21 protein-coding genes and 2 pseudogenes are annotated in these 22,088 nt (G+C 63.5%); 6 read left to right on the forward strand and 17 right to left on the reverse strand.

The window, feature by feature from the left end; all coding sequences use genetic code 11:
- Positions 1–19 precede the first annotated feature (19 nt).
- From ABZS43_RS32715 to ABZS43_RS32760, 10 genes are all read right to left on the reverse strand, one after another.
- Positions 20–943: a hypothetical protein gene (locus ABZS43_RS32715; RefSeq protein WP_355039862.1), complete on the reverse strand. Its 924-nt coding sequence runs from the start codon at positions 941–943 to the stop codon at positions 20–22.
- A 79-nt stretch (positions 944–1,022) separates the two neighbouring features.
- Entirely contained in the window at positions 1,023–2,252 is a 1,230-nt protein-coding gene (locus ABZS43_RS32720; RefSeq protein ID WP_355039863.1) for a CoA transferase, read from the reverse strand.
- 38 nt (positions 2,253–2,290) lie between these two features.
- Entirely contained in the window at positions 2,291–3,955 is a 1,665-nt protein-coding gene (locus tag ABZS43_RS32725) for an OB-fold domain-containing protein (RefSeq protein WP_355039864.1), read from the reverse strand.
- Positions 3,952–4,185 carry a hypothetical protein gene (locus ABZS43_RS32730; RefSeq protein ID WP_355039865.1) on the reverse strand — a complete coding sequence of 78 codons (234 nt, stop codon included), beginning with the start codon at positions 4,183–4,185 and terminating at the stop codon, positions 3,952–3,954. Before ABZS43_RS32730 ends, ABZS43_RS32725 begins: the two co-directional genes overlap by 4 nt.
- A gap of 22 nt (positions 4,186–4,207) precedes the next feature.
- Positions 4,208–5,398, reverse strand: coding sequence for an amidohydrolase family protein (locus ABZS43_RS32735; RefSeq protein WP_355039866.1), 1,191 nt, complete (start codon positions 5,396–5,398; stop codon positions 4,208–4,210).
- A gap of 42 nt (positions 5,399–5,440) precedes the next feature.
- Positions 5,441–6,661, reverse strand: a complete 1,221-nt coding sequence (locus ABZS43_RS32740) for a cytochrome P450 (RefSeq protein WP_355039867.1) — start codon at positions 6,659–6,661, stop codon at positions 5,441–5,443.
- Between the two features lie 47 nt (positions 6,662–6,708).
- Positions 6,709–8,172, reverse strand: a complete 1,464-nt coding sequence (locus ABZS43_RS32745; RefSeq protein ID WP_355039868.1) for an aldehyde dehydrogenase family protein — start codon at positions 8,170–8,172, stop codon at positions 6,709–6,711.
- A 28-nt stretch (positions 8,173–8,200) separates the two neighbouring features.
- Complete coding sequence (locus tag ABZS43_RS32750) at positions 8,201–9,061, reverse strand: mycofactocin-coupled SDR family oxidoreductase (RefSeq protein ID WP_355039869.1); 861 nt, start codon at positions 9,059–9,061, stop codon at positions 8,201–8,203.
- 12 nt (positions 9,062–9,073) lie between these two features.
- Positions 9,074–9,937 carry an NAD(P)-binding domain-containing protein gene (locus ABZS43_RS32755; RefSeq protein ID WP_355039870.1) on the reverse strand — a complete coding sequence of 288 codons (864 nt, stop codon included), beginning with the start codon at positions 9,935–9,937 and terminating at the stop codon, positions 9,074–9,076.
- Between the two features lie 20 nt (positions 9,938–9,957).
- Positions 9,958–10,146 (reverse strand): ferredoxin, encoded by a 189-nt coding sequence (locus ABZS43_RS32760; RefSeq protein WP_355039871.1) that lies wholly within the window; start codon positions 10,144–10,146, stop codon positions 9,958–9,960.
- Positions 10,147–10,412: 266 nt separating this feature from the next.
- Here ABZS43_RS32760 and ABZS43_RS32765 point away from each other — a divergent pair, with 266 nt between their 5' ends.
- Positions 10,413–11,138: a TetR family transcriptional regulator gene (locus ABZS43_RS32765; RefSeq protein WP_355039872.1), complete on the forward strand. Its 726-nt coding sequence runs from the start codon at positions 10,413–10,415 to the stop codon at positions 11,136–11,138.
- Here the strand turns inward: ABZS43_RS32765 and ABZS43_RS32770 are convergent.
- The 4 genes and pseudogenes from ABZS43_RS32770 to ABZS43_RS32785 form a co-directional block, all read right to left on the reverse strand.
- A complete protein-coding gene (locus ABZS43_RS32770) occupies positions 11,095–12,396 on the reverse strand; it encodes a phosphotransferase family protein (protein ID WP_355039873.1) in 1,302 nt (433 codons plus the stop codon). The genes ABZS43_RS32765 and ABZS43_RS32770 overlap by 44 nt on opposite strands.
- A gap of 496 nt (positions 12,397–12,892) precedes the next feature.
- A pseudogene (locus ABZS43_RS32775) lies at positions 12,893–13,181 on the reverse strand (hypothetical protein); the annotation flags it as partial.
- Between the two features lie 82 nt (positions 13,182–13,263).
- On the reverse strand, positions 13,264–14,754 hold the full coding sequence (locus ABZS43_RS32780) for an FCD domain-containing protein (protein WP_355039874.1): 1,491 nt from the start codon (positions 14,752–14,754) through the stop codon (positions 13,264–13,266).
- 251 nt (positions 14,755–15,005) lie between these two features.
- Positions 15,006–15,140, reverse strand: coding sequence for a hypothetical protein (locus ABZS43_RS32785; protein WP_355039875.1), 135 nt, complete (start codon positions 15,138–15,140; stop codon positions 15,006–15,008).
- A gap of 435 nt (positions 15,141–15,575) precedes the next feature.
- Here ABZS43_RS32785 and ABZS43_RS32790 point away from each other — a divergent pair, with 435 nt between their 5' ends.
- Positions 15,576–16,406 carry an acyl-CoA thioesterase domain-containing protein gene (locus ABZS43_RS32790; RefSeq protein ID WP_355039876.1) on the forward strand — a complete coding sequence of 277 codons (831 nt, stop codon included), beginning with the start codon at positions 15,576–15,578 and terminating at the stop codon, positions 16,404–16,406.
- 89 nt (positions 16,407–16,495) lie between these two features.
- Here the strand turns inward: ABZS43_RS32790 and ABZS43_RS32795 are convergent.
- Both ABZS43_RS32795 and ABZS43_RS32800 read right to left on the reverse strand, forming a co-directional pair.
- Positions 16,496–16,706, reverse strand: a pseudogene (locus ABZS43_RS32795) (short-chain dehydrogenase/reductase); the annotation flags it as partial.
- A gap of 394 nt (positions 16,707–17,100) precedes the next feature.
- Positions 17,101–17,229, reverse strand: a complete 129-nt coding sequence (locus ABZS43_RS32800) for a hypothetical protein (RefSeq protein WP_355039877.1) — start codon at positions 17,227–17,229, stop codon at positions 17,101–17,103.
- 712 nt (positions 17,230–17,941) lie between these two features.
- Here ABZS43_RS32800 and ABZS43_RS32805 point away from each other — a divergent pair.
- From ABZS43_RS32805 to ABZS43_RS32820, 4 genes are read left to right on the forward strand one after another with little or no spacing between them, the layout of a single operon-like run.
- Entirely contained in the window at positions 17,942–20,191 is a 2,250-nt protein-coding gene (locus ABZS43_RS32805; RefSeq protein ID WP_355039878.1) for a nitrate- and nitrite sensing domain-containing protein, read from the forward strand.
- Between the two features lie 16 nt (positions 20,192–20,207).
- A complete protein-coding gene (locus tag ABZS43_RS32810; RefSeq protein ID WP_355039879.1) occupies positions 20,208–20,648 on the forward strand; it encodes a roadblock/LC7 domain-containing protein in 441 nt (146 codons plus the stop codon).
- Positions 20,645–21,031: a DUF742 domain-containing protein gene (locus ABZS43_RS32815; protein ID WP_355039880.1), complete on the forward strand. Its 387-nt coding sequence runs from the start codon at positions 20,645–20,647 to the stop codon at positions 21,029–21,031. Before ABZS43_RS32810 ends, ABZS43_RS32815 begins: the two co-directional genes overlap by 4 nt.
- Positions 21,012–21,605, forward strand: coding sequence for an ATP/GTP-binding protein (locus tag ABZS43_RS32820; RefSeq protein WP_355039881.1), 594 nt, complete (start codon positions 21,012–21,014; stop codon positions 21,603–21,605). The genes ABZS43_RS32815 and ABZS43_RS32820 overlap by 20 nt, the downstream gene beginning before the upstream one ends.
- Here ABZS43_RS32820 and ABZS43_RS32825 read toward each other — a convergent pair.
- Positions 21,495–22,022 (reverse strand): transposase, encoded by a 528-nt coding sequence (locus ABZS43_RS32825; protein ID WP_355039888.1) that lies wholly within the window; start codon positions 22,020–22,022, stop codon positions 21,495–21,497. The two genes, ABZS43_RS32820 and ABZS43_RS32825, sit on opposite strands and share 111 nt — an antisense overlap.
- Positions 22,023–22,088: the final 66 nt, after the last annotated feature.

Raw genomic sequence — 22,088 nt, forward strand, 5'->3', positions numbered from 1 at the left:
CGGGTTGATTCTCAGATGGTCACTGCCGTCGGGCGCGCCGGAATTCGGCTATGGGCCAGACATCCTGGTCTTCTCCATGCACGGTGCGCCCGTCGACATCGAACTCGAGGGCGCTGTTCACACAGACGCTCGTAGCGCCGGGCAGGACGAATCTGCTTTGCACCCGGCCGGTGGCGGTGAATTGTGCCCCGTGCTCGTCGACGACCGTGAGCTCCAGCGCCGAGATCCACCCGTGCTCGGGGTCGCGGTCGACCGACCGGTAGCCGCTCGTGATCGCGATCGGATCGCCTTGTCTCCGTATGTAACCCGAATGGATGTTGTCGCTGTCATCGGCGGGGGCGGCGTAGGTCAGCAGGCTCAGATCCGCATCGGCCAACCAGGTGTAGCCGACTCTGCGGTAGCCGCGCTCGGTCCGTGTGCCCCATGACCGGTCGCGCATCGCGAAGCAGTCCACGTCGATACGTTCGCCGTCGAGTACGACGAAGCCGGTGACGTGCCCGGTCTGGTCGTAGTGCGATGCGGCCGGGTACGGGGGCGCGCCACGCCTGAGTGGAACGGGACGCTCGAGACCGTGAAAGGTGAGTTCGGCGGTGACACGGTCTCGGTCGGAATATCTGATGTCGTAGACCATTCCCGGCTCACGAACGGTGATCGTCGCTCCGGTGGGACTCAGGAGGGTGGCGTTGTCGGCCGTCGGCAGTTTGAGCGACGAGAAGTTCTCGTAGAACGGGATGTCCCACGGTTGGGTCGCAGTGTCGTCCCATATCCACATGCCGCCGGCGGTCGTGCCTGCGTTCTGACGGACGCTGGTGTAGATCCACGCCCCGACGTTTCGTTCGGGCACGAAGAACGAGAACCAGAAGGTTTCGGTCTCATAGAAATTGGTGGAGACGGGGTGAAGATTGTCATCCGCCGGGGAGAAGGTGGATATGGATGTCGTCACGCGCAGGTCTTTCGGTAGCGGCCCGTGTCGGGTCTCGGGTCGATCGGTGGACAGAAGTCGTATCGGCTCGCTTCGCGAGTCAGGTGATAGCGCCCGCGACCTTCAGCGCGATGAGTTGCTCGTCGTCGAGGCCGAGTTCGCGCACGATGTCGTCGGTGTGTTCGGCGAATTGCGGCGCACGGCCCATCTGGACCGGCGCATCGTCGAATTTGACCGGGTTGGCGATCAGTTTCTGCGGTTTGCCGTCACTGTCGACGATGTCCACGATGCGACCATTGTCGATCAACGCCTGATCGTGGCCAATTTCCCAGGCGTTCTGCAGCGGGGCCCATGGCCCGCTCAGATCGCTGAGGACCTCCAGCCATTCCGTGTAGGTACGTTTGGCGATCGCCTCGGCGAACCAGCCTGCGACCTCCTCGTTGTGGGTGGAGATCTTCTCCATGGTGTCGAAGCGCTCGTCGTCGACGAGGTGGTCCAGACCGAGAGTCGAGACGAACTCGTTCCAGAATCGAGTGGGTTGGAGCATGGAGAACTGCAACCAGCGCTCATCCGAGGTGCGATACGAGCCGGTCAGCGGGTTGCCGGGAGCGGCGCTGCTGGCGCGTTTCTTAGGCAGGGGCCCACCGGTGGCGAGTGCGAGATTCACCGAGAATTGCGTCGCCCATGCCCCCACACCGAGCAGCGACACGTCGATCACCGACGGCTCTCCGGTACGTTCGCGACCGGCGATGGCCGCGGCAATTCCGCCCGCAATGGCCATCCCGCCGATATTGTCGCCGTACGCGCCGGCGGGCATGAACGCCATGTGCTCGGTATCAGCGGGCATCACGCCGTCGGCGCTACCACCACGAGCCCAGAACGCGGTGGCGTCGTAGGCGCCTTTCTCAGCGTCGGAACCCTGACTGCCGAAGCCGCTTCCGGTGACATAGATGATGTCGGGGTTGATGGCCCGGATGTCGGCCAACTCGATTCCGAGCTTCCGGCGGACGGCGGGCAGATAGTTGGTCAACACCACATCGCTGCGGCGGATGAGCTCTTCGAGCACGGGGCGTGCCTCGGGGTTGTCGAGCGCCAATCCAATACTGCGCTTGCTGCGGTTGGGCCCTTCCATGATCGGAGCGAACGAGGATCCGGTCGACGCGGCATCGAGGCCGAGGACCCGCACCAGTCCGCGCTGGGCATCGCCGTACTCGGCATGTTCGACCTTGATGACCTCGGCACCCCAGTCCGCCAACACGGCACCAGCGGCGGGGACGTAGGTGAACTGGGCGATCTCGAGAACCCGGATGCCTTCCAGAGGGCGGTGCATTGTGACTCCTGTACTTCGAACGGTATCGGTGGGCGCGGTCAGTCGGTGCGGAGCAGAATCGCACCGGAGGGCACACCGCCTCCGGCGGTCACGACCGCTACCCGCGGCGAGTCGACCTGACGCCCTGGTGCCTGGCCGCGCAATTGCAGAACGGCCTCCCGGAAGAAGCCGTAGCCGTGGGTGCGCCCGGCAGACAGTTGCCCGCCGTGCGGATTGACCGGCAGTCGGCCGTCGATGGCGATGCCGCGGCCGTGATCGATGAAATCGCGTCCACCGCCGAATTCACAGAAGCCGAGGGCTTCGAGCCAGGACAGGGCGTTGAACGTGAATCCGTCGTAGAGGAGGGCGACGTCGACATCGTCGGGGCGCAGGTCGGTGCGCGACCACAGGTGCGCGGCCGGGCCCAGCGATTGTGGGAGGTGGGTGAGTGTGCTCTGGTCCCAGGACAACGTTTCCATGATCTGGGTGCCGACCGCTTCGACGAAGACCGGTGTGCTCGGCAGATCGCGGGCGGCGTCCACGGCCGATACGATGACCGCTACTGCCCCGTCGACGGGCACGTCGCAGTCGTACAAGCCGAACGGCGTGGACACCGTGCGCGCCGACAGATAGTCGTCCATGGTGATCGGATCCCGGTATACCGCTTCGGGATTCGCGCTCGCGTTGTCGCGGGCGACAACGGCGATAGCGCCGAGGGCGTCCTTGGCGTTGCCGTAGCGGTGAAAATAGTGCGAGGCGTAGCACGCGATCCAGTTGGCGGCCGACATCGCGCCGAATGGGTGCAGGAATTCGACCATCCCGGTGGCACGCGAGGGGGTGGCGTGCCATTGTCCGCTGCGCTGTAGTGCGGAGTGGGTGGATTCCCACACGGTGCGGAAGCACAGGACGTGCCTGCAGAGCCCCGAGGCCACCGCCAGCATCGCCGCCATGATCGAGCCGTTCTGGCCGGGCAGGTCGCCGCCGCCGTTGACCCAGGTCGGTCGAATTCGCAAAGCCTGTTCGACGGCCATGATGCCGCCTTCGCCCATCCCGGCGGGCCCGCCCCCGCCGGGATAGGTGCACAGTCCGTCGATGTCGTCGAGGCTCAGGCCGGCGTCGGTGACGGCGGCCAGACACGCATCGACTGTGAGCGAGAGAGGGTCGACCATCAGCCTGCGACCGACCGCGGACTGTCCCACGCCGGTGATCGCGACCTTGTCCTCGAATTTCGAGGTGCCGGATAACCTGGGCCGCAACCGTTCTCGATAATTCTCAGGCTCGGGCAGAGGAGTCGGCTCGGCCTGCCCGTCGGTATCGGGCTCGAACAGTGGCAGCCATACATCATCGGCAGCCTGCTCGAAGACGACCTTTACCTGCATGCCGATATGTACTTCGGTCGGTTCGCAGCCGACGATGTTGGTGGTGAGGCGCACGCTCTGGTCTTCCGCGAGCGCGACGATCGCCACCGCATACGGGGCGGGAAATGTGGGCAGCCACTGCTGAGCGTTGACGGTGAAGCCTGCGACCGTGGCGCGGCCTGACACCGGGTCCATCCCGATATCGCGCCCACGGCAGTGCGGGCAGATCGCCCGTTGCGGGTGGGCCCACCGGTCACAGGTGCGGCAGTGCGCGATACGAAGCAGGCCGTCGCGCCCCGACGCCCAGAATTCCGCACTTGCCAGGGTGGGCTGTGGTATCGGGCGCTCGACATCCACTGCGGTCATGACTGTGGCTTCCGGATCCGGTCGCGGGCAGCCGTCATCGCGGCGAGACGACGCTCCATATCTTCGCGGGTCATGATGATGTCGTCACCGCCTTCGCCATGGTCGAGCCGGGCCAGACGGTCGCGTTCGGCTGCGATCTCACGATCGAGCAGCTCACCGGCGAGATCGCGGGTGAGCAGATCCTGATCGACCCAGTCGTCGTGCGGAAGTTGGCTGATCGGTTCGTCCATGACATCTCCTTCTGTGCCGTAGTTACCGAGTGCGGGGGAAGTTGAGCAGTCGGCGGGCATTGAGTTCGACCATCTTGTGCACGTCCTCATCAGGAACGTTGCGCATCTGCTCCTGCGCTACCTTGCGGCTGTTGGGCCAGTTCGAGTCGGAGTGCGGGTAGTCGCCTTCCCAGGTGATGTTGTCGATGCCGACGGCGTGTCGGTTGTCCACGCCGAACTGATCATCGATGAAGCAGCCGAACAGATGCTTGGCGAACAGCTCCGACGGTCGCACCGTCTGGTTGATGTTCTGGTAGAAGCGGTGCTTCTCCCAGGTCTGGTCCATCCGCTCCAGCATGTAGGGCACCCAGCCGATGCCGCCCTCGGAGAGCATGAACTTCAGGTTCGGATGCTTGTGGAAAACCGGTGAGAAAAGCAGATCGGCAGTGGCATACATCGAATTGCAGCCGAACAGCGAGATCATGACGGCCATCGGGGCTTCCGGCGCGGTGATCGGTGCTTGTCCGGATGTTCCGAAATGAACGCACAGTGGTTGGCCGGTCTCTTCGGCGGCGGTGAAGACCGGATCCCAATGGTCGGTGTGGAACGAGGGCAAGCCCAGCGGCACCGGATTCTCAGGGAAGGAGATCGCGCGTGAACCCTTGGCCGCCGTGCGGTGGATCTCGGCGACCGCGTGCTCCACCGACCACAGCGGGAGGATCGTGAGCGGGATCAACCGATCGGGGGCCGTGGCGCACCAATCGTCGAGGACGAAATCGTTCCAAGCCTGTACCGACAACAGTGCGAGGTCTTTGTCCTTGGCCTCGAGGAACACCGTGCCGGCGAACCGGGGGAAGGACGGGAAGGACAATGTCGCCTGGACGCCGTCGATATCCATATCAGCGACGCGAGCTTTCGCGTCGTAGCAGCCGGGCAACATCTCATCGTAACGAGTGGGCTCCACTCCGTACTCTTCCGGTTTCTTTCCGGCGACGGCGTTCAGGCCGATGTAGGGATAGATGCGGCCCTCGTACTCCCACACCTGGGCGAGTTTGGTGGCCGAATCAAGCGCCCGATTTCCGTCACCGACATGAATCGCTCTCGGAAGTTCCTGATCGATGATCTTCGGACCCGCCTCAAGATACTTCTTCGGCAGTCTATCCGACCACAGGCCCGGATATTCGATCAGATGATCATCGGTCGAGATGAGGTGCATATGATTCTGTAATGGCATGGCGTTGACTCCTGAACAGTGGACAGACCCGAAACGTGGCGGTCAGGCGGGATCCCATTCGAGCGGAAGCGAAGTGAGACCGATTTGAGCGCCCGTTTCGACAAGTTCGGTGCCAGGTGTGATTCGGTAGTTGGGAATACGCTTGTGCCACTCTTCGAGAGCGATGCGCAATTCGCGCCGGGCCAGATGCGAGCCCAGGCAACGGTGCGGGCCGGCTCCAAAGGCGACGTGATTGTTGCCGGTGCGATAGATGTCGACCTTCGCCGCTTCGTGGAACGCGGCTTCATCGCGGTTCGCGGCGCTCAGCGGGAAGTTGATCATGTCTCCGGCCTTCATCGGGCATCCCTGCACGACAGTGTCGGTGACCACCTTGCGGGCGGGGACGATGATCGCGAACGCCCGCAGGAATTCCTCGACGGCGCTCGGGATCAGGTCCGGATTTACGATGATTTCGGCTCGGTCCTCGGGATGGTTGGCCAGATGATAGAACGACCATCCCAAGGTGACCGATACCGTGTCGAGCCCGGCCATGAACATCAACAGGCAGAACGACAGGAGGTCCGCGTCGCTGACCGGTTCACCGTCGATGCGGAATTCCAGTGCCTTGCTGATGATATCGTCCTGTGGGGTTACACGTCTTTCTGCGATGATGGTCGAGAAGCGGCCCATCACTGCCATCATCGTCGCTCCGGCGACCCGATTGCGCTCCTCCATGTCCGCGATGGTGCTGTGCATGATGGCGTCTTCCCACTCCGTGAACTGGTCGAGTTCGTCGACCGGAAGACCCATCAGCTCGAGGAAGATCGTGGTCGGGAATCGCTGCGCGAAATCCGCAATCAGATCACATTTTCCCGTGTTCTTCGCCAGTATATCGTCGATGAGCTCGCCTGCTCGATGGCGCATCTTCTCCTCGAGCTTTTCGGTAGTTTTCGGAGCGAAGAGCGGAGCGAGTTGCCTGCGCCATTGCGCATGTTCTGCTCCGTCGAGCATCTCCGGAATCCATTTGACCTGTGGGTCCGGATCCAGCGGCGTGACAACGCTGTTGGAAAATGTTTCGGGATGTTGCAAGATCTCGAGGATTCCCTCGTAGGTCACAGCTGTAAAGAATCCCGGACCGAACTCGTTTCGGTAGATCGGCGATTCTTCGGCAAACTTATCGTAGATCCCGAACCAGGTTCCGGCCGGCTTGTAGTCAGTGTAGTTGAAGTCGCGGACTGGGCAGGTGACTGCAGACTTGTCGCCGTCGACGCGGGGTTGAGTCATTGGAATTCCTCTGGGTAAGTGTGTGTGGTCGGAGAACGAAAGGCCCGTCAGCGGGCGCTCCAGGCGACGGCCTTGGTCTGCAGGTACTCATCGAGACCGGCGGCACCCCATTCGCGCCCGAGGCCGCTCTGCTTGTAACCGCCGAATGGCAGGTGGGGACTCACACCACCGCCGCCGCCGTTGATAGACACCAAGCCGGTCCGGATTCGCTTGGCGATGCTCAGGGCGCGGGCCGGATCCGCGGCGAAGACGTTGGCGGCGAGGCCGAATTCGCTGTCGTTGGCGAGACGTATGGCCTGCTCGTCGTCATCGAACGGGATGACGACGCCCACCGGACCGAAGAACTCCTTGCGCGCGATTTCCATCGAGTTGTCGACGTCGACGAAGAGTGTCGGTTCGACGAAGTACCCGCGATCCACGCCGGCGGGCCTGCCGCCGCCGAATGCGATCCGGGCGCCTTCACGAACGCCGGCGGCGATCAGGGCCTCGACCTTGTCGCGCTGGGCCTCGCTGATCAGCGGTCCCATCGTGGTGTCCGGCTCGGCCGGATCCCCGACCTGGATCATTGCCAGCCCGCCGGTGACCATCGCGATCAGCTCGTCGTAGCGCGAGCGGTGCACGAGGGTTCGGGTGAACAGGGCGCAGCCCTGGCCGGCGTGGGTCACCATGTTGGCGATGACCGATTCCGCGGCGGCGGTCAGGTCCGCATCATCGCAGACGATGTTCGGCGACTTGCCGCCGAGTTCGAGAACGACCTTCTTCAACGAAGGTGCCGCCTGTTCGTAGACCAGTCGGCCGACCGTGTCCGATCCGGTGAAACTGACCAGATCGACCATCGGATTGGTGGTCAGTTCCCTGCCTGCCTCCAGATCGCCGGTGACGATGTTGAGCACACCGGCCGGCAGCCCCGCTTCCTCTGCTGCCTGGCCGAGAACGAACGCCTCGAGCGGTGTCGTCGGTGCCGGTTTCAGCACCACGGTGCAGCCGGCGGCGAGAGCGGGCGCAAGCTTCATCACATTCAGGAAAAGGGGAAAATTGTAGGCGGAGATCAACGCCGCCACGCCGGCCGGTTCGCGCAGCACGACTCCCTGACCGATGCCCTGGCCGACCGTCGGCAGGACGCCACGTTCGAACTCGAAGGCGGGCAGAATGCGCTCCGCCATATCGCGTAGATGTTGGAGCGGGATGCCCACCTGCAGGTATTCCGCCAGCGCGCGAGTACTTCCGGATTCGGCGATGTTGAGGTCGACGAGTTCAGCCCGCCGTTTTTCCAGGGCATCGGCCATTCGGATCAGGACCTGCGCACGTTCGCGCGGCGACATCGTCGGCCATGGTCCTTCATCGAAGGCGCGCCGGGCAGCCTCGACAGCGCGACGGACATCGGTGACGGTGGCCTGGGGTACGCGGCCGATGATCTGTTCTGTCGCCGGGTTGACGACGTCGAGCATCGTGTCGCCGTCGCTGTCGGCCCATGCGCCGTCGATGTAGAGGCGGGAGGTGTTCGGTACCACTGTGTACTCCAGATTCGAAGAGGATCGCTCAGAAGGTGGGCTGCTGCGGGCGGCTGCGGACGTAGCCACCGGCATCGACGCGCATCTGCATTCCGGTGACGTAACGGGACTCATCGGACAGCAGGAACAGCACCATGTCGGCGACGTCCTCGGGTTCGACGAAGGGCACGCCCATACCGGTCATGGCGGGGAACGCCGCGAGTGCGTCTTCGCGGGTCGGCGCGTCGAGATCCGGCCGGAAGATCCGGTACATGATGTCGCTGTTGAGCATCTCGGTATTGCAGTTGGTCGGGTGCACCGCGTTGGCACGAATTCCCTTGGGGCCCAACACGACTGCGAGATCGTTGATGAACGATCCGATCATGCGCTTGGCGAGCGAGTAGCCCAGCCCACCGGCACCGTTCGCTGGATTGTCCGTGGCGCCCGGCAGCAATGCCGCGAGGCTTCCGGTGGCGACAATCGAAGCGCCTTCGCTCAGATGCGGCAGGGCAGCTTCGACGGCATTGACGACACCGACGAAATCGACGGTGAACGCGTCCATGAAGGCGTGCGGGTCATCGGTACCGAGGGGGCAAATGCCGGCCTGTGCGACAACACCGTCGAGCCGGCCGAATTCGCCGACACCCCGCTGTACCGCGTCGATGACGGCTTGGCGGTCGCGCACATCGGCTCGTACCGACAGCATCCGGCCGCCCGCGTCTCGAACCTGGCGAGCTGTCTCGTCCAGGTCCTCCGGTGTTGCCATGGAGTAACCGTTGGTTTTGATGTCTTCGCAGATGTCGACCCCGATGACGTCGGCGCCCTCCTTTGCGACGCGGACGGCATGTGCGCGGCCCTGGCCGCGGGCAGCGCCGGTGACGAAGACGACTCTGTCTTGCATACGTGGCATGGATTCGACTCTCTATTCGGATGCGAGGGGTACGGACATGGTTGGCGAACAGGCAGTGCCGTCATCGTCGAGAAGCAGGTCCATCGGACCCAGGCGGGCGGCGGATTCCAGTGCGGTGATATCCAGCCCCAGTTCGCCGGCGACCGAGACCGCGGAAGCGACGTCTTTGGCAAGGTAGCGCGGAAGGTTGAGTGCGAACTGTTCGGCCGGCACCTGCGCCGCGGCGAGATAGCGGGCCGCGGCGCTGCCGCCGCTGCTCGATGCCAGGACGCGGAGGAAGAGGTTCTTTTCTATTTCGAGCGATGCGGCGCATGTCAGCGCGCTCAGAGCCAATTGGGTGTGTGCCGCGAAAAGGAGGTTGTTGAGCAATTTGGTCACGAGGGCGGTGCCCAGCGTGCCCGTTCGGAGCACGGTCGAGGCATAGGCCCGCACGACCTCCTCGACGGTGCCGACGGCTGACTCAGGGCCGCCGAGTAGAACGGTCAACTGCTGCGATCGAACCATCGCAGCGTCGCCGCTGAAGGCTGCATCAACGACCGAAATCCCACGTTGTCCGGCGAGATCGGCCAGTTGGGCCACAACCGACGGGCTACCTGTCGTGTGGGAGAACACGGTGGCGCCGGACCGCATTCTCGTCAGGATGGGCGGCAGCACATCGAGTAGCTGGCCGTCGTCGAACAGGCAACTACCCAGAACATCGGCGTCGGCGAGGTCTTCGGCGCAATCGACAAGATTTGCACCGGCGCCACCGAGTCTGGATCTGGTAGCCGGGCTGCGGACCCAGACCGAGACTTTCCGTCCTGCTGCGAGAAGTCGTTGGACCATCGGTGCGCCGATCTGGCCGGCACCGACGAAACCAACGTGAAGCTCGTCCATAGCGTGTTCGTAACCGAGTCTCAGCGGATGGAGATCGCGCGTTCGGGACACGCTGCGATACCGGCGGCGACGTCCCCATCCAACGGTTCGGACACTTCACGGTCGATCGGGAGTGCGAAGCCATCGTCATCGAGGTCGAAGACTTCAGGGGCCACAGCGAAACAGCGAGCGTGACCGGAGCATTTGGTGGTGTCGATAGAAAGTTTCATCAGGCCCTATACCTCGGAAGCTGGGGAGATCCGCTCGGCTCCAGGAAGTGCCGACGCGGATGCGCGGTTCGAGTCCGACTGCACGACGAGACGTTGCACCGGGTAAAGTCTCAGGTCATGAGACTCTGTAGTGTTGAGAGTAGCATCACCGTCAGGAGGTGTCGAGACCTCGCTCACATTTATAACTACGTTCAACACTATGGCTTTGTGGAGGCGGCATGTCGACGTGGCAGGTTCCGGCGAGAACTAGGGTTTGGGGCACGTCCATGGACGAATACGGGCGCAATGGTGACGACGCGAGTTCACGGGAGCGGCTGATCCATGCCGCGGACGAGGAGATGAGGGCCCAGCACACCGCGGCGGTCACGATGGCCGCGGTCGCCGCACGGGCAGGCGTGTCCCGGGCCACGGCGTTTCGGCAGTTGGGTGGCAGTCGCGAGATGGTCGTCCAGGTCGGACTGCTGCGCGCGCAACGCCATATCGAACGCGCTCGCGAGCGGATGGCGGCACAGGATGACGTCTTCGCCAAGATGGAGGACGTCATGGCATACAACGCTCGGGAGCTACCCGAGGATCCTGTGATCGTCGCTATGATGGCCCAGCACTCCGCCTCGGTGCGCCATCCCGATATTCAGGCGGTCACGACGACGGTTTCCGGGCCGGTTCTACTCGAAGGGCAGCAGTCCGGGCTCATTCGAACGGACGTGTCGATGCCCGAATTGATCGACTTCCTGATCGAACAGACATATCTTGCGGCCGAGGATCCGCAACGGTCGGAGGAGGCGGCACGATTACGGTTTCGGCGATTCGTCGCGCCGGCGATTCGCCCGCAGCCAACCCCCTCCGAGTCCGCGACAATCGCCGCCGAACTCGATCAGGCGCTGACAGCCGCGACCGACGCGGTCGCGGCAGCGAAGCGGGCCGCAGGCCGGTTGCGCAACGGCGCGGTCAAGGCAGCGGATCGAAGTGGCGATCGCCAAGGATGCCCATAACCGGTCGTAGCATCGCTGTCTGCCGAAAAACCTGGCGGCCCAGGAAGGTAACGACGTCGCCCTCGCAAATCGAACCGTCCGCATGACGACGCATCAGATCGGCGACCGCGTCGGCGATTGATAGCGGCGGCTGTCCCAGGAGTTCGGTCAGGTCGGCGAGATCCGCGGTCTGGACCGCCGACCGATAACGCTCGGTTTGGCGAAGATACTTCAGAATCCTGGCCAGCCCCTTGCTGCGCTGAATGACGAACGCGTCTTCGCTGCGAGGGACGATGATCTGACGTATCTGTTCGAGCGCGGCGTGATAGAGCCAGTCCAACTCGCCTTCGTCCGGCTGTGGCGTGGCCGGCTCCTCGATCGATAGCCCCATGACCTCGGCGAGCGCCTCGATGAGCAGCCGGCGGTGCAACATGTTGAAGATCAGCATGTTGCCGACCTCGGCCAGCGGGTCGCGATCGGAATCTTTGCGGTGCCCCAGGATCACCACTCGGAGCTCGGCGAAGACCCGGTAGTAGCGGATCCTGTCGACGTCGACCTCCCAGGGGACCATCGCGGCGTAGTCCGCGATGCGTGCTGCGAGGTCGGTGAACGGCTCCTGCACGGCACGCAACGACACCCAGGCCAGATCGTCGTGGGGATCGCCGAGGTGGCCCATTTCGAAGTCGAGTACGGCGGTGACCCGCCCGTTCTCGTACAAAAAGTTCCCTGGCCCGGTATCACCTTGGACGATGACGACGGGACCGGCCGCCTCGGGGCGGTTGCGGCGCAACCATCCCAGCGCGATCTCGATAACCGGATCGCTTCCGGCGTCGGCGTCGCGATAGATCTTTTCCCACACGTCGAGCTCGTGATCGACCAGCGCCGGCAGGGCCGACTCGGGATCTTGATCGGGCAGGTGCAGTCGATGGGGATCGAGCCGGTGCATCGCCGCGAGAATCCGCATGAACTCGCTCGCTACCGCCACGCGCTCTTGTTCGTCGTGCAGATCCGAGAACCAGGGATGGCCGCCCACGCGACTGGACAGGATCGCCTGTTCCGTGGGATGCACGCCGAGAACCCTCGGCACCGGCACGTCGGTGTCTGTGAACGCTTCGTAGAAGTACGCCTCTCGATGAAGGGTGAACGGATCTCCCTTCTCCTCAGGGGTCGCGCGGTCGTATCGCAAGAAGAGGTCCCGCATTTGCCCCGCCGAATCGCGGACGTCGACATACCATGCCTCGCGTCGCCCGCCGCCCGGGCGGCGTTGCGCCGCTTCCACGGTCCCGTCGGTGACATCCGCGATCCATGTGAGCAGTTCCGGACTCAGGGACATGGTGCTGCTGGGGGACGCCTTCTGCATGGCACTCCTATCGACGGTTGCGGGAAAGGGCCGGGCCGGTCCACAAGTCTAACTATTATCACGAAGTTGTATATCATTTGGGATCGGCCGGCCCGCGAGGGGGCCGCGTCCGACGATGAGCAGTACCCCCGGGGTCCTCGGATCGGTGGTGGTGGTCGGTACTCGTGCACCGCTATTCCGCAGTCGGAGCAGGCCCACCTGTATGGTCACCTGCGACAAGTGTGCCTTTGCGGTCGTAGAGCTAGCGACGCGTTCCGGCGGCACTGTTCGGCCAGCGGCGATCGAAGCTTGCCCGACCGCTTGGCCACCGTAAGTGCACAGGACTGCGTCCTTGTCGGACCGGCCGATGTAGAGGTCGGCGTCGATTTCCTCGAGCTCGAGGATGAGTGCCGGTGGGGTGGGTACGGATCGTTGATCAATGGGCGAGCTGTTCGCGAGGCAGTCCCAGCAGCCGCTCGGCGATCACGTTGCGGTTGATCTCCGAGGTGCCGCTGGCGAGGGTGTGCGCTCGCCCGAACAGGTAGTCGCGACCGACCCCGGGCAGAAGCCCCGCTACCGCGGCCTCGCCGGTTGTTCACCTCGCCGACCGCATCCGAGTCGGGAACGAAGACGTCGTTGGAGAACACCTCGTTGAACACCGCATCTCCGATGACCTCCCGCAGTGGGCGGACATCGACACAGGGTGTGCCGAGATCGATCACCATCGCGGCGACGTCTTTGTGCGTCGGCACGTCTCGATCGGTCCTTATGGTTACCTGGGCTCGGATGACACTGGGCGTCGTCCGATCATTCCCACCATTGGTCGAGTGCGGCAAGGTGTTTGAGCATGCGGCGGCGGGCCAGCGCCGCGTCCCCAGCAACAACCGCGTCCACGATGCTCCCGTGGGCGCGGCTGACGCTGTCGGCGGCGTGATCGTGGGTGCGCCGACGTGCCGACTGTTCGGAATGCCTCGACCATACCGCGAGCAAGATTCTCAGCAACAGCGACAGGACCGGATTGCCGGATAGATTCGCCAGTGTGAGGTGGAAATCGGCGGACAGCGGCGCGATGTCGTCGCGGTCGGCGCCGGGGTGCACCCGGTGGGCTAGTTGCAGCGCCGAGGCCAGATCAGGGTGGTCGCTGCGGGCGATCACCAGGTCCAGGGCGCCGAGTTCGATGATCTCGCGAACCTGACGGAGTTGCTCGGCCTGTACCTCCTCGTACTCGAGGTAGATGGACATCGCGTCGACGCACGCGGCGGGGTCGGGTTCGGACACGACCAAGCCGCCGAACTGGCCGCGTCGCATGCGGGCGACCGAATGATACTCGAGCAACCGGATCGCTTCCCGGAAGACCGCGCGACTCACCTCGAAGCGCGCCTGCAACTCCGACTCCGAACCGTAAATCTCGCCGGGGGCGACATCGCTGGCAACGATCTCGGCCATCAGTTGCCTCGCAACGGTTTCCGCGCGTTTCTCCTCGATGTTCTCGATCTCGGTCGCGACGGTGACCGGACTCGACCGGCGCGCGATGGGCTCCTGCCGGGTCGATAGCAGCCAGGTGCGCATTGTGGTGAGGTGCCGGACGATGCGGCGTTCGGCCGCGAAGGTGTCCCCGGCGACAACGGCTTCCACGATTCGCTCGTGGGCATGGTCGGATGCTGCCGACAGCTGCCTGGCTTCGTCCTCGCCCGGTTCCTGCGGAGCTTTCGCGTAGCGGGTCGTCAACTGCGACAGCACATCGATGAAGATGCCGAGTGCCGGGTTGCCCGAGAGCCGACCGAGCATCGTGTGCAGATGATCTCGGGTGCTGGCGTCGATGTCGCCTTGGCTGCGCTCCTCGACGATGGCCCTGCGCAGGGTCGAGATCTGGTCCTCGGCCAAGCGCTGTGCAGCCAGTCGCGCCGCCACGGGTTCTAGCAACAATCGGACCGCGAGTACGTCCTCGACGGTGGCGCCGACATATTCGAGATAGATGACGACCGCGGCGGTCAAGGGTGCGGCATCCGGGGCCCGCAACATCAATCCGCCATAGGGACCGCGCAGCATCTTGGCGACGCCGTGGTGCTCGACGAGCCGGATCGCCTCCCGAATGACCGCGCGGCTGACGTCGTAGCGCTCCTGTAGTTCGGTCCCGGAGGCATAGATCGAACCGACCCGCCAGCCGTCGCGGACGATGTCGTCCTCGAGTTGACGGGCGACGCGCCGGGCGAGTTTGGACTCGTGGGGCTGGCCGCGACTGTTCAACGTAGCCCAACCGCCACCAGCTCCCGGGGTGGCTCGCATCTCGGTGGTCACCGTGGGTCTCCTAAATCCGAGGTAGCTCGTCTCGGTACACGAGATGCCGTTCGACCATGCGTAGTCACGCCCATTCGGACCTGGTGGGCCCGGATAGATCATACCTAATGAGGAGTTCCCCGCCGACGCCGCGCGACGGCCCGCCGGCACGGGCCGTGAACATGACAGATGACAGCGACGCCACTCAGACTTCTAAGTCCGGAAGGAGGCGGTAGACATCCGATTCGCGGCCGTAGCAGTGAACCCGAGATTCACGCTGGATGCGTCACCGCGGCGGTGCCGAGAGGAGAGAAGCGAGCGATGACGAAGAGTCCGACGGCGTCGACTCCGGCGGGTCCGTCTGCTCCGTAGAGAACTCGCGCGGCTTCGCGCGCTCGCCGCTCCACGGCCGGATCCCGCGGCAGCCCCGAGGAGCAGGGCTTCGGCCCGCCGCTCGGCAGGCGCGGGGATCGTCGTTGACGACCGTCTCCACTTTCGCAGCTGCTGCCCGTGTACTACCGACCATTTCGGTCTGTATAGCTTGAGCCTCCGTAGTAACCCCGTCCCACCGACTGTCAAGGTATGAACGCTGTCACAGTTCGACCGCCCATGCTCAGTTTCTCATAGGGTGTACTTTAGTGATCGGTTGCGTCGAGCTCGATCGAGACGTTCGCGGTTGCCCGGCGCGGGTTTTGGCACGGTGGCGGTACCGGAGCCTGTGGTGGCCCCTGGCCCTCGGCACGGAGAGCGCTGAACACAGTTCAGGTCTCGTGCCGCCCGGATGGTTGCCGCTGATTCGTCCATGGGGCGAGCGAGCCCAACACCTGCTGAGGAGAGGAAATATGACCGAACTGGTGGATGCGGCCGAGGCCGAAAACTCCACAGCCTTGATCGATCGCTTGGATCTGGAGGTGGTCGACCGAGATGTGTTCCGGACGCGCGTCGAGCATGTGTGGAGCAGTCGGCTGTTCGGGGGAGAGGTGTGTGCCCAGGCGCTGGTCGCCGCCGAGCGGACCGTCTCGTCAACCGGCTTGCCGCACTCGCTGCACGCGTACTTTCTCCGCCCTGGTGATCCCTCGGTGCCGGTGGACTTCCGAGTGGACCGGTTGCACGACGGTGGCACCTTCTGCCGGAGGCGAGTGACCGCTACTCAATACGGGCGCGCGATCCTGTGCCTAGACGCGTCCTTCACCGGCGATCACGATCGCTTGACCGGTCGCGTACCGGTACCCGATATGCGCGGGCCGGAACGGTGCCCGCCGTACGTGTCCTTGCTGGCCCCGAATATCGAGAGCCGCCAGATGCAGGAATTCGATATCCGCACGATGGGTCAAGGCGCCGAAGCGGATACCGGCGACATCTGGTTCCGCGCGCGCAACCGCGTCGACGGACGGGTGAGCGCCGCCGCGGTGCTGACCTACTTCAGCGATTTCACCTTGATCGCGGTGATTCTGAGTTCCGCTGAGCCACCGACGGCTCGAGCATTGACGTCGCTCGACCACGTCATGTGGTTCCACAACGAGGTCAGGCTCGATGATTGGCTGTACTACCAGAAGTCCGCACCCGCAGTGGGCGACCTGCGCGGCCTGGCCCAGGGGCGGATATTCAACCAGGACGGGACGCTGATCGCTTCCATCGCGCAAGAGGGCCTGATCCACCGTCCGCGAGCGTAGGCATCGTGCCGGAAATCCCTGCCGGTGAATCGAATCGGTTCACCGGCAGGAGTTCTCGGCCATCGTCCTAGCGATTCGCTGAGCCCCTACAGCGCCCACTCGGACGCGTAGTAGCCGCCGAGATTCGGGAACGCCGCGATCCCGCCGATCATGGGGATCTGCACGATGTTTCCCGGCCGCGCCGAACAGCCCGTGTCCGGCGTTGTTCACGACTACGTCGAGACGTCCGAAGGTTTCGTGCGCGCGAGCCACCGCAGCGAAGACGGCATCCCGATCGGTGCCGCCCAGGGCGAGCGGCAGGCTGTCCGGGTCGAGTATCGCCAGCTTCACGGGGAGCACGGTGAGTGCGGGAACAGCAACAGGCCTCCACAGATCGGCGCGTACGGGTCCGGTGGTCCCCGGTGGCGGTGCGCCCCTGGTTGGCCGTGGCTGGGCGGGTGTCGCCGCTCCGTTACGAGCCCTGCCTGGTGCTGTGTTGCCGCTTGTGCCTTTGAGGAGACCGAAGGTCTTGTAGATCAAAATCTTTGTCGACGCGAGCGCCACGATCAGGTCCACGATCACGTCCGCGTTCGGCACAAACCGCCACCCGGCCAGGATCAGGGGCAATCGCATCACGGTTATTACCGTCAGGGACTGCACCACCTGGATCGCCGAACACGCCGCGAACGAGCGCCACCACCACCGCGCCACTCCCCTAGACACCCGGCAATCCGTGACACATCAATGCCAGCGGGGCGGTGACGATCAGTATGACGGTCCTAACGCGAACCACGTGGGCGACCAACGGCACGACCAGCATCACCATCAACGCGACCATGGACAACAGCGCGAAGATCCTGCCGTTGCCATCGATCGCGGTCTGCTCGGGGGGTGCCGATGTGCGTCGACAGAGTCGGTGCTATCCGGTCCGGCGCCTGGATCTGCCAGGTCAGGGACGGGCGCCGCCCAGCACTTCTGCTGCCGACTTCCCCTGTTGCCGCCTGCCGCACCTAGCGCGCGACTTGTCCGGCTCCGCGCAATCCCATATTTCCCAAGCGGTTCAGGTGACAAGTGTAGAAACCTGCCCGGCGAACGCCATAGCACCGCGGCTCGTCTGCCGAGAGCCCGCCGATCTCGTCCGCGAGTCCTTCGGCGTCGGACCGTCACGACACGGAGGCGGTTCCAGGGAGAACCCGGAAAGAGCCGAGGACGTGTTATCTAACTTAGTTCCGTTTCATGTACCAACTGAATCGATCTAGCTGCAAGATTGCAGCAATAGGCAGGCAAATGCCTCAATCGCGTTGCGCAACATCTACCCTGGTTATATAACTTAGCGATGAGCGGACGGCCCAACGAGTGGCTGTCGTCCGCACTAGCCGAATCGATGAGGAAACCTATTGACTCCGCAGCTAGTTGCTCCCCCTTCCCAACGCGCCCAGGAGTCGCGTGACCAGGGCTCCGGCAGGGGGGGTCGCCTACGCCACCTACGGATCGGCCGCCGTGCAAGTCCCACCATCCGAACCCGGATCCTTGCGATCGCACTGATCCCGAGTGCGGTGCTCCTGCTCACCGCCTCGGTTGCCGTCACAATCCTCGTCAACGACGCCCGCGCGATCGCTCGCTGGTCCGACTTGCGAAGCGCATCTATCGAACCGGCGCTCCAGTTCGTGGCTGCCGTTCAAAGGGAACGCACAACCAGCGTCCGGATGCTCGCGGGGGGGGCGAATACAGCCGCCCCCCTTCCCGACCAGCGCGCGCAGACCGACGCCCAATTGGCCGCGATAGGCCAAGTCAGTGTGGCAGCGGGGCACCAGTTCGATGAGTTGAAAAACGCGCAATCGCTTGCGCAATTCGGCCGACTCGCGCCGCAGATTCCAACGATCCGAGCATCGGTCGATCGCGGGGAAATCCCGGTTTCCGACGTAAATGCCTTCTACTCTCAACTGATCGGTGCATTGGCGGACAATGTAGTCGAGACCGCCGGGGCGTATGCACCGAACAACCGGGCGGTCATCGAAGAGCTCAGCTCAGCGATGATGCTGCGGATCGCCGATATGCACTCCCAAGCAGTTGGACTGACCACTAGTCAGTTCACCGAGAGCACGGTCGATCCGGCGCGAGCACGCATCGTTGCGGCGCTGTACACCGATGCCCGCCAACAGCTGAATACGGAGTCGGCACAGTTCGCGGGGCCCACCCGGGATGCTCTTGACCGGTTGCAACGTAGCCCGGAGTGGCTTATGGCGACCACCGGAGAGAACCAACTTCTCGAGCAGGGATGGCTCGCGGTTCCCTACGGCGAGTGGCTGGCTAACGAAGAGGTCGTCAACGCCCAACTTCTCGACATGTTCCATACCCAGGTGGTTGTTGCGGCCCGAACGGCGGAGGACGCGGCCAGCACGTCGGCCGACCGGTCGATCTGGGTGGGCGTCGGAGTTCTGCTTCTCACCATCGCGACGTCTGCACTCACGGTAGTGCTGGCACGAAGGCTCGCGACCCGGTTGCGGATGCTGCAATCCCGGAGTCTCGAACTCGCCCAAGACACCCTGCCGTCGCTGATCGCCCGGATCCAGGCCGGCGAGGCAATCGACCTCGACGCCCAGATCTCCGTCGCCCCAGCTGGAGGCGACGAGATCGACCAGGTAGCAAGAGCGTTCGCGATCGCTCAGCGCACCGCGGTCACGGTCGCGGTCGACCAGACGCGGACCCGATCGGGTTTCGCTGCGGTGTTCCTCGATATCGCATACCGCAATCAGTCGGTGGTCCGCCAGCAGCTGGAGATACTCGACCTCGCCGAGTCCAAGCAGAACGACCCCGAACATCTCCAACTACTTTTCGATCTCGACCACCTGACGACACGCGCCCGACGCAACGCCGAGAATCTGTTGATTCTCGGGGGCGGCCAGCCCGGAAGACGGTGGCGGCAACCGGTGCCACTGGAAGACATTGTACGCGCCGCGGTGTCGGAAACAGAGGCTCTGGCCAGGGTTGGGACAGTGCGCGTTGCTGATGTACTCGTCACGGGCAGCGTCGTCACCGATCTCATCCACCTGCTAGCCGAACTCATCGACAACGCAGCGAACTTCTCACCCCCGACGGCATCGGTATCCATCCACGGGAACGCTGTCGGACGTGGGGTCGTGGTCGAAGTCGAGGATCAAGGCTTGGGGATCCGCTTCGAAGAACGCGAACGATTGAACGAAACACTGAGCAATTCTCCGGACTTCCACGAGATGGCACTAAAAGGGCGCCGCCATCTGGGCCTGTTTGTTGTCAGCAGACTGGCACAACGACATTCGATCACGGTGAACCTCCAAGAATCCGCCTACGGTGGCATCAAGTCGATCGTGTTGCTGCCGACCGAGATCCTGCAAACACCCCTCGTCACCGCTGATCCCGAAGTCGCGGTGAACATTTCGGAACGGATCCGCCCTCATACGAGAACTATCTCCCCGATCCCGCAGGCAGAGCTGTCGAAGCAGACCGGCTCATTCCAGCAACCGGCGACAACGACCGATCACACTAACGGACGCAAGCGAATGCGCATCGATAACGGCGTGCCCGCGGATCGGCCCCTACTGCCCTCCGCGGGATCCACTCCTCAGGTCACCCGAGGTCGCGCACCTCTGCCCCGCCGTGAACGGCAGAGCCACATGGCGCCTGAACTGGGCCGCACCCAATTCGATCCCAGAGCGCAGCCGGAGCCTCTCGCCAGGCGACGCAGCGCAGAGGTCGCGCGCGGTTCTATGGCCTCTTTCCAGAGCGGAACACGCCAAGGACGTGCCTCCGCCCCCGATACCCAGTGAACGGACGTTAAACGCAGTGAACGACAATATTTCTGCTCAGCCTGTCCGCCCCGAACTGGACTGGCTGCTGAACGGCCTCATCGATCGGATACCTGGTGCAGAACACGCTGTAGTCCTTTCCACCGACGGCCTTTCACTCGCCGCATCCGGGGGACTCGACCGAGAAAGCGCAGAACATCTCGCCGCGATGGCGTCGGCCCTACACAGTCTCGGCCGAGGCCTCGGCACCAGATTCAGCAAAGGTTCATTGCTGCAGACCGTCACGGAACTCGAGCACGGCTTCTTCGTAGTGACCGACGCCGGACAAGGCGCATGCCTGGCACTGTTGGCAGATACCAATGCCGACCTCGGGCTCATCGCCTATCAAATGAATGTCATTGTCGGTCAGGTACGCGAACAGCTCTCGGCCAGTCCCAGGACAGCCATCGACTCTCAAATGAGAATGTACCGACAATGAGCAGCCGAGGCTATGGATCCGGACAAATCCCCTCGGACGAGGACCCCGGCCCACTCGTTCGTCCCTTTGCGGTCACGCGCGGGCGTGCCGGGACCGATCTTTATAATCTCGACATGTTGACGCTCGTCGTCTCGGTCGGATCACCGAGCGAGATCACGACTCTCGACCGGGAATACGGAGCAATAATCCGGATGTGTAACGAGCGTCCGCTATCGATCGTCGAGATCTCCGCACACCTGAACCTTCTCGTTGCGGCGGTGAAAGTTCTAGTCAGCGATTTGATCACCGCTGGCTACGTGATTTTCCGGTCGCCTATGCCGACCGAAATGCAGCCCGATACACTCTTAATCCAGGCGGTTCTCGATGGTGTTCGCAAGATCTGATCCCTTCGGTTCGGATAGCCTCCAAACCGTGCGAGTGGTCAAACTTCTGATCGCTGGTGGCTTCGGCGTAGGAAAGACAACCATGGTCTCTACACTCAGCGAAATCACGCCCCTGCGGACCGAAGAACAACTCACGGAGCGCAGCATGGGTGTCGACGACCTCACCGGAGTTGAAGGCAAAACAACCACTACCGTCGCCCTGGATTTCGGCCGATTGACCATTGGTAGCGACCTGGTCATGTATTTATTCGGTACACCTGGACAGGACCGATTTTGGTTCATGTGGGACGAACTGTCGTCCGGAGCCCTTGGTGCGGTCGTATTGGCTGACACACGGCGCCTGGAAGCTTGTTTCGGTCCCGTGGACTTCTTCGAATCTCGTGGTATCCCCTTCATTCTCGCGGTGAACTGCTTCGACGGTGCGGATATCTACTACGAGGACGAAATAAGGAACGCACTGGATCTACCGCAGACCGTGCCGGTCGTGCTCTGCGACATTCGAGTGCGCGACTCCGCAAAACAGGTTCTCATTCACCTTCTGGAACACGTCCTGGTCACCAAAAATTTGGCATGAGGATCCTGATAGTTTCGGCCGGGTGGTGACGGTTGTTGTTGCAATGCCCGGTCGGCGGGGACATCGCGCGCCGAGAGGGTGGACGACCAGGGCCTCGGCGTAGTCGGGTTTCAGCAGGCCAGCAGTAATTCCACCGGCCTGTTGTAGTCCCGGCCGTGGTGCCGCAACGCCGGTGCGATGTGGCGGTGGCCAGCGAGCCCGCAGCAGTGACATCGTCGTGTTCCGCAGGATCGCCATGACGTGGCCAGCGGCACCGGTGCGGGCCCGGTGCCGGTCCTCGTCGAAGGTGACGTCCCGGATGTGATGCACTCGGTTCTCGATCAGCCAGTGCTGCCGCAAATAATCGGCGATCACATGATGAGCGGCGTCACCGACGGTCAGGGTCGTCACCACGAACACCGTCTCTCGGGTCTGCATACGCGTCTTGCGGCGCTTCGACACCACGGTCCGAGTGCGGTGGATCCGCAGAACCTGTGCCGCACC

The sequence above is a fragment of the Nocardia sp. NPDC005366 genome (assembly GCF_040606855.1).
Lineage (GTDB): Bacteria > Actinomycetota > Actinomycetes > Mycobacteriales > Mycobacteriaceae > Nocardia.

Excerpts from the sequence above, each read along its gene's own strand:
- ABZS43_RS32720 (WP_355039863.1), bottom strand. The coding sequence starts at position 2,252 with ATGCACCGCCCTCTGGAAGGCATCCGGGTTCTCGAGATCGCCCAGTTC.
- ABZS43_RS32725 (WP_355039864.1), bottom strand. The coding sequence starts at position 3,955 with ATGACCGCAGTGGATGTCGAGCGCCCGATACCACAGCCCACCCTGGCA.
- ABZS43_RS32730 (WP_355039865.1), bottom strand. The coding sequence starts at position 4,185 with ATGGACGAACCGATCAGCCAACTTCCGCACGACGACTGGGTCGATCAG.
- ABZS43_RS32735 (WP_355039866.1), bottom strand. The coding sequence starts at position 5,398 with ATGCCATTACAGAATCATATGCACCTCATCTCGACCGATGATCATCTG.
- ABZS43_RS32740 (WP_355039867.1), bottom strand. The coding sequence starts at position 6,661 with ATGACTCAACCCCGCGTCGACGGCGACAAGTCTGCAGTCACCTGCCCA.
- ABZS43_RS32750 (WP_355039869.1), bottom strand. The coding sequence starts at position 9,061 with ATGCCACGTATGCAAGACAGAGTCGTCTTCGTCACCGGCGCTGCCCGC.
- ABZS43_RS32755 (WP_355039870.1), bottom strand. The coding sequence starts at position 9,937 with ATGGACGAGCTTCACGTTGGTTTCGTCGGTGCCGGCCAGATCGGCGCA.
- ABZS43_RS32760 (WP_355039871.1), bottom strand. The coding sequence starts at position 10,146 with ATGAAACTTTCTATCGACACCACCAAATGCTCCGGTCACGCTCGCTGT.
- ABZS43_RS32765 (WP_355039872.1), top strand. The coding sequence starts at position 10,413 with ATGGACGAATACGGGCGCAATGGTGACGACGCGAGTTCACGGGAGCGG.
- ABZS43_RS32790 (WP_355039876.1), top strand. The coding sequence starts at position 15,576 with ATGACCGAACTGGTGGATGCGGCCGAGGCCGAAAACTCCACAGCCTTG.
- ABZS43_RS32815 (WP_355039880.1), top strand. The coding sequence starts at position 20,645 with ATGAGCAGCCGAGGCTATGGATCCGGACAAATCCCCTCGGACGAGGAC.
- ABZS43_RS32820 (WP_355039881.1), top strand. The coding sequence starts at position 21,012 with ATGGTGTTCGCAAGATCTGATCCCTTCGGTTCGGATAGCCTCCAAACC.
- ABZS43_RS32825 (WP_355039888.1), bottom strand. The coding sequence starts at position 22,022 with ATGCAGACCCGAGAGACGGTGTTCGTGGTGACGACCCTGACCGTCGGT.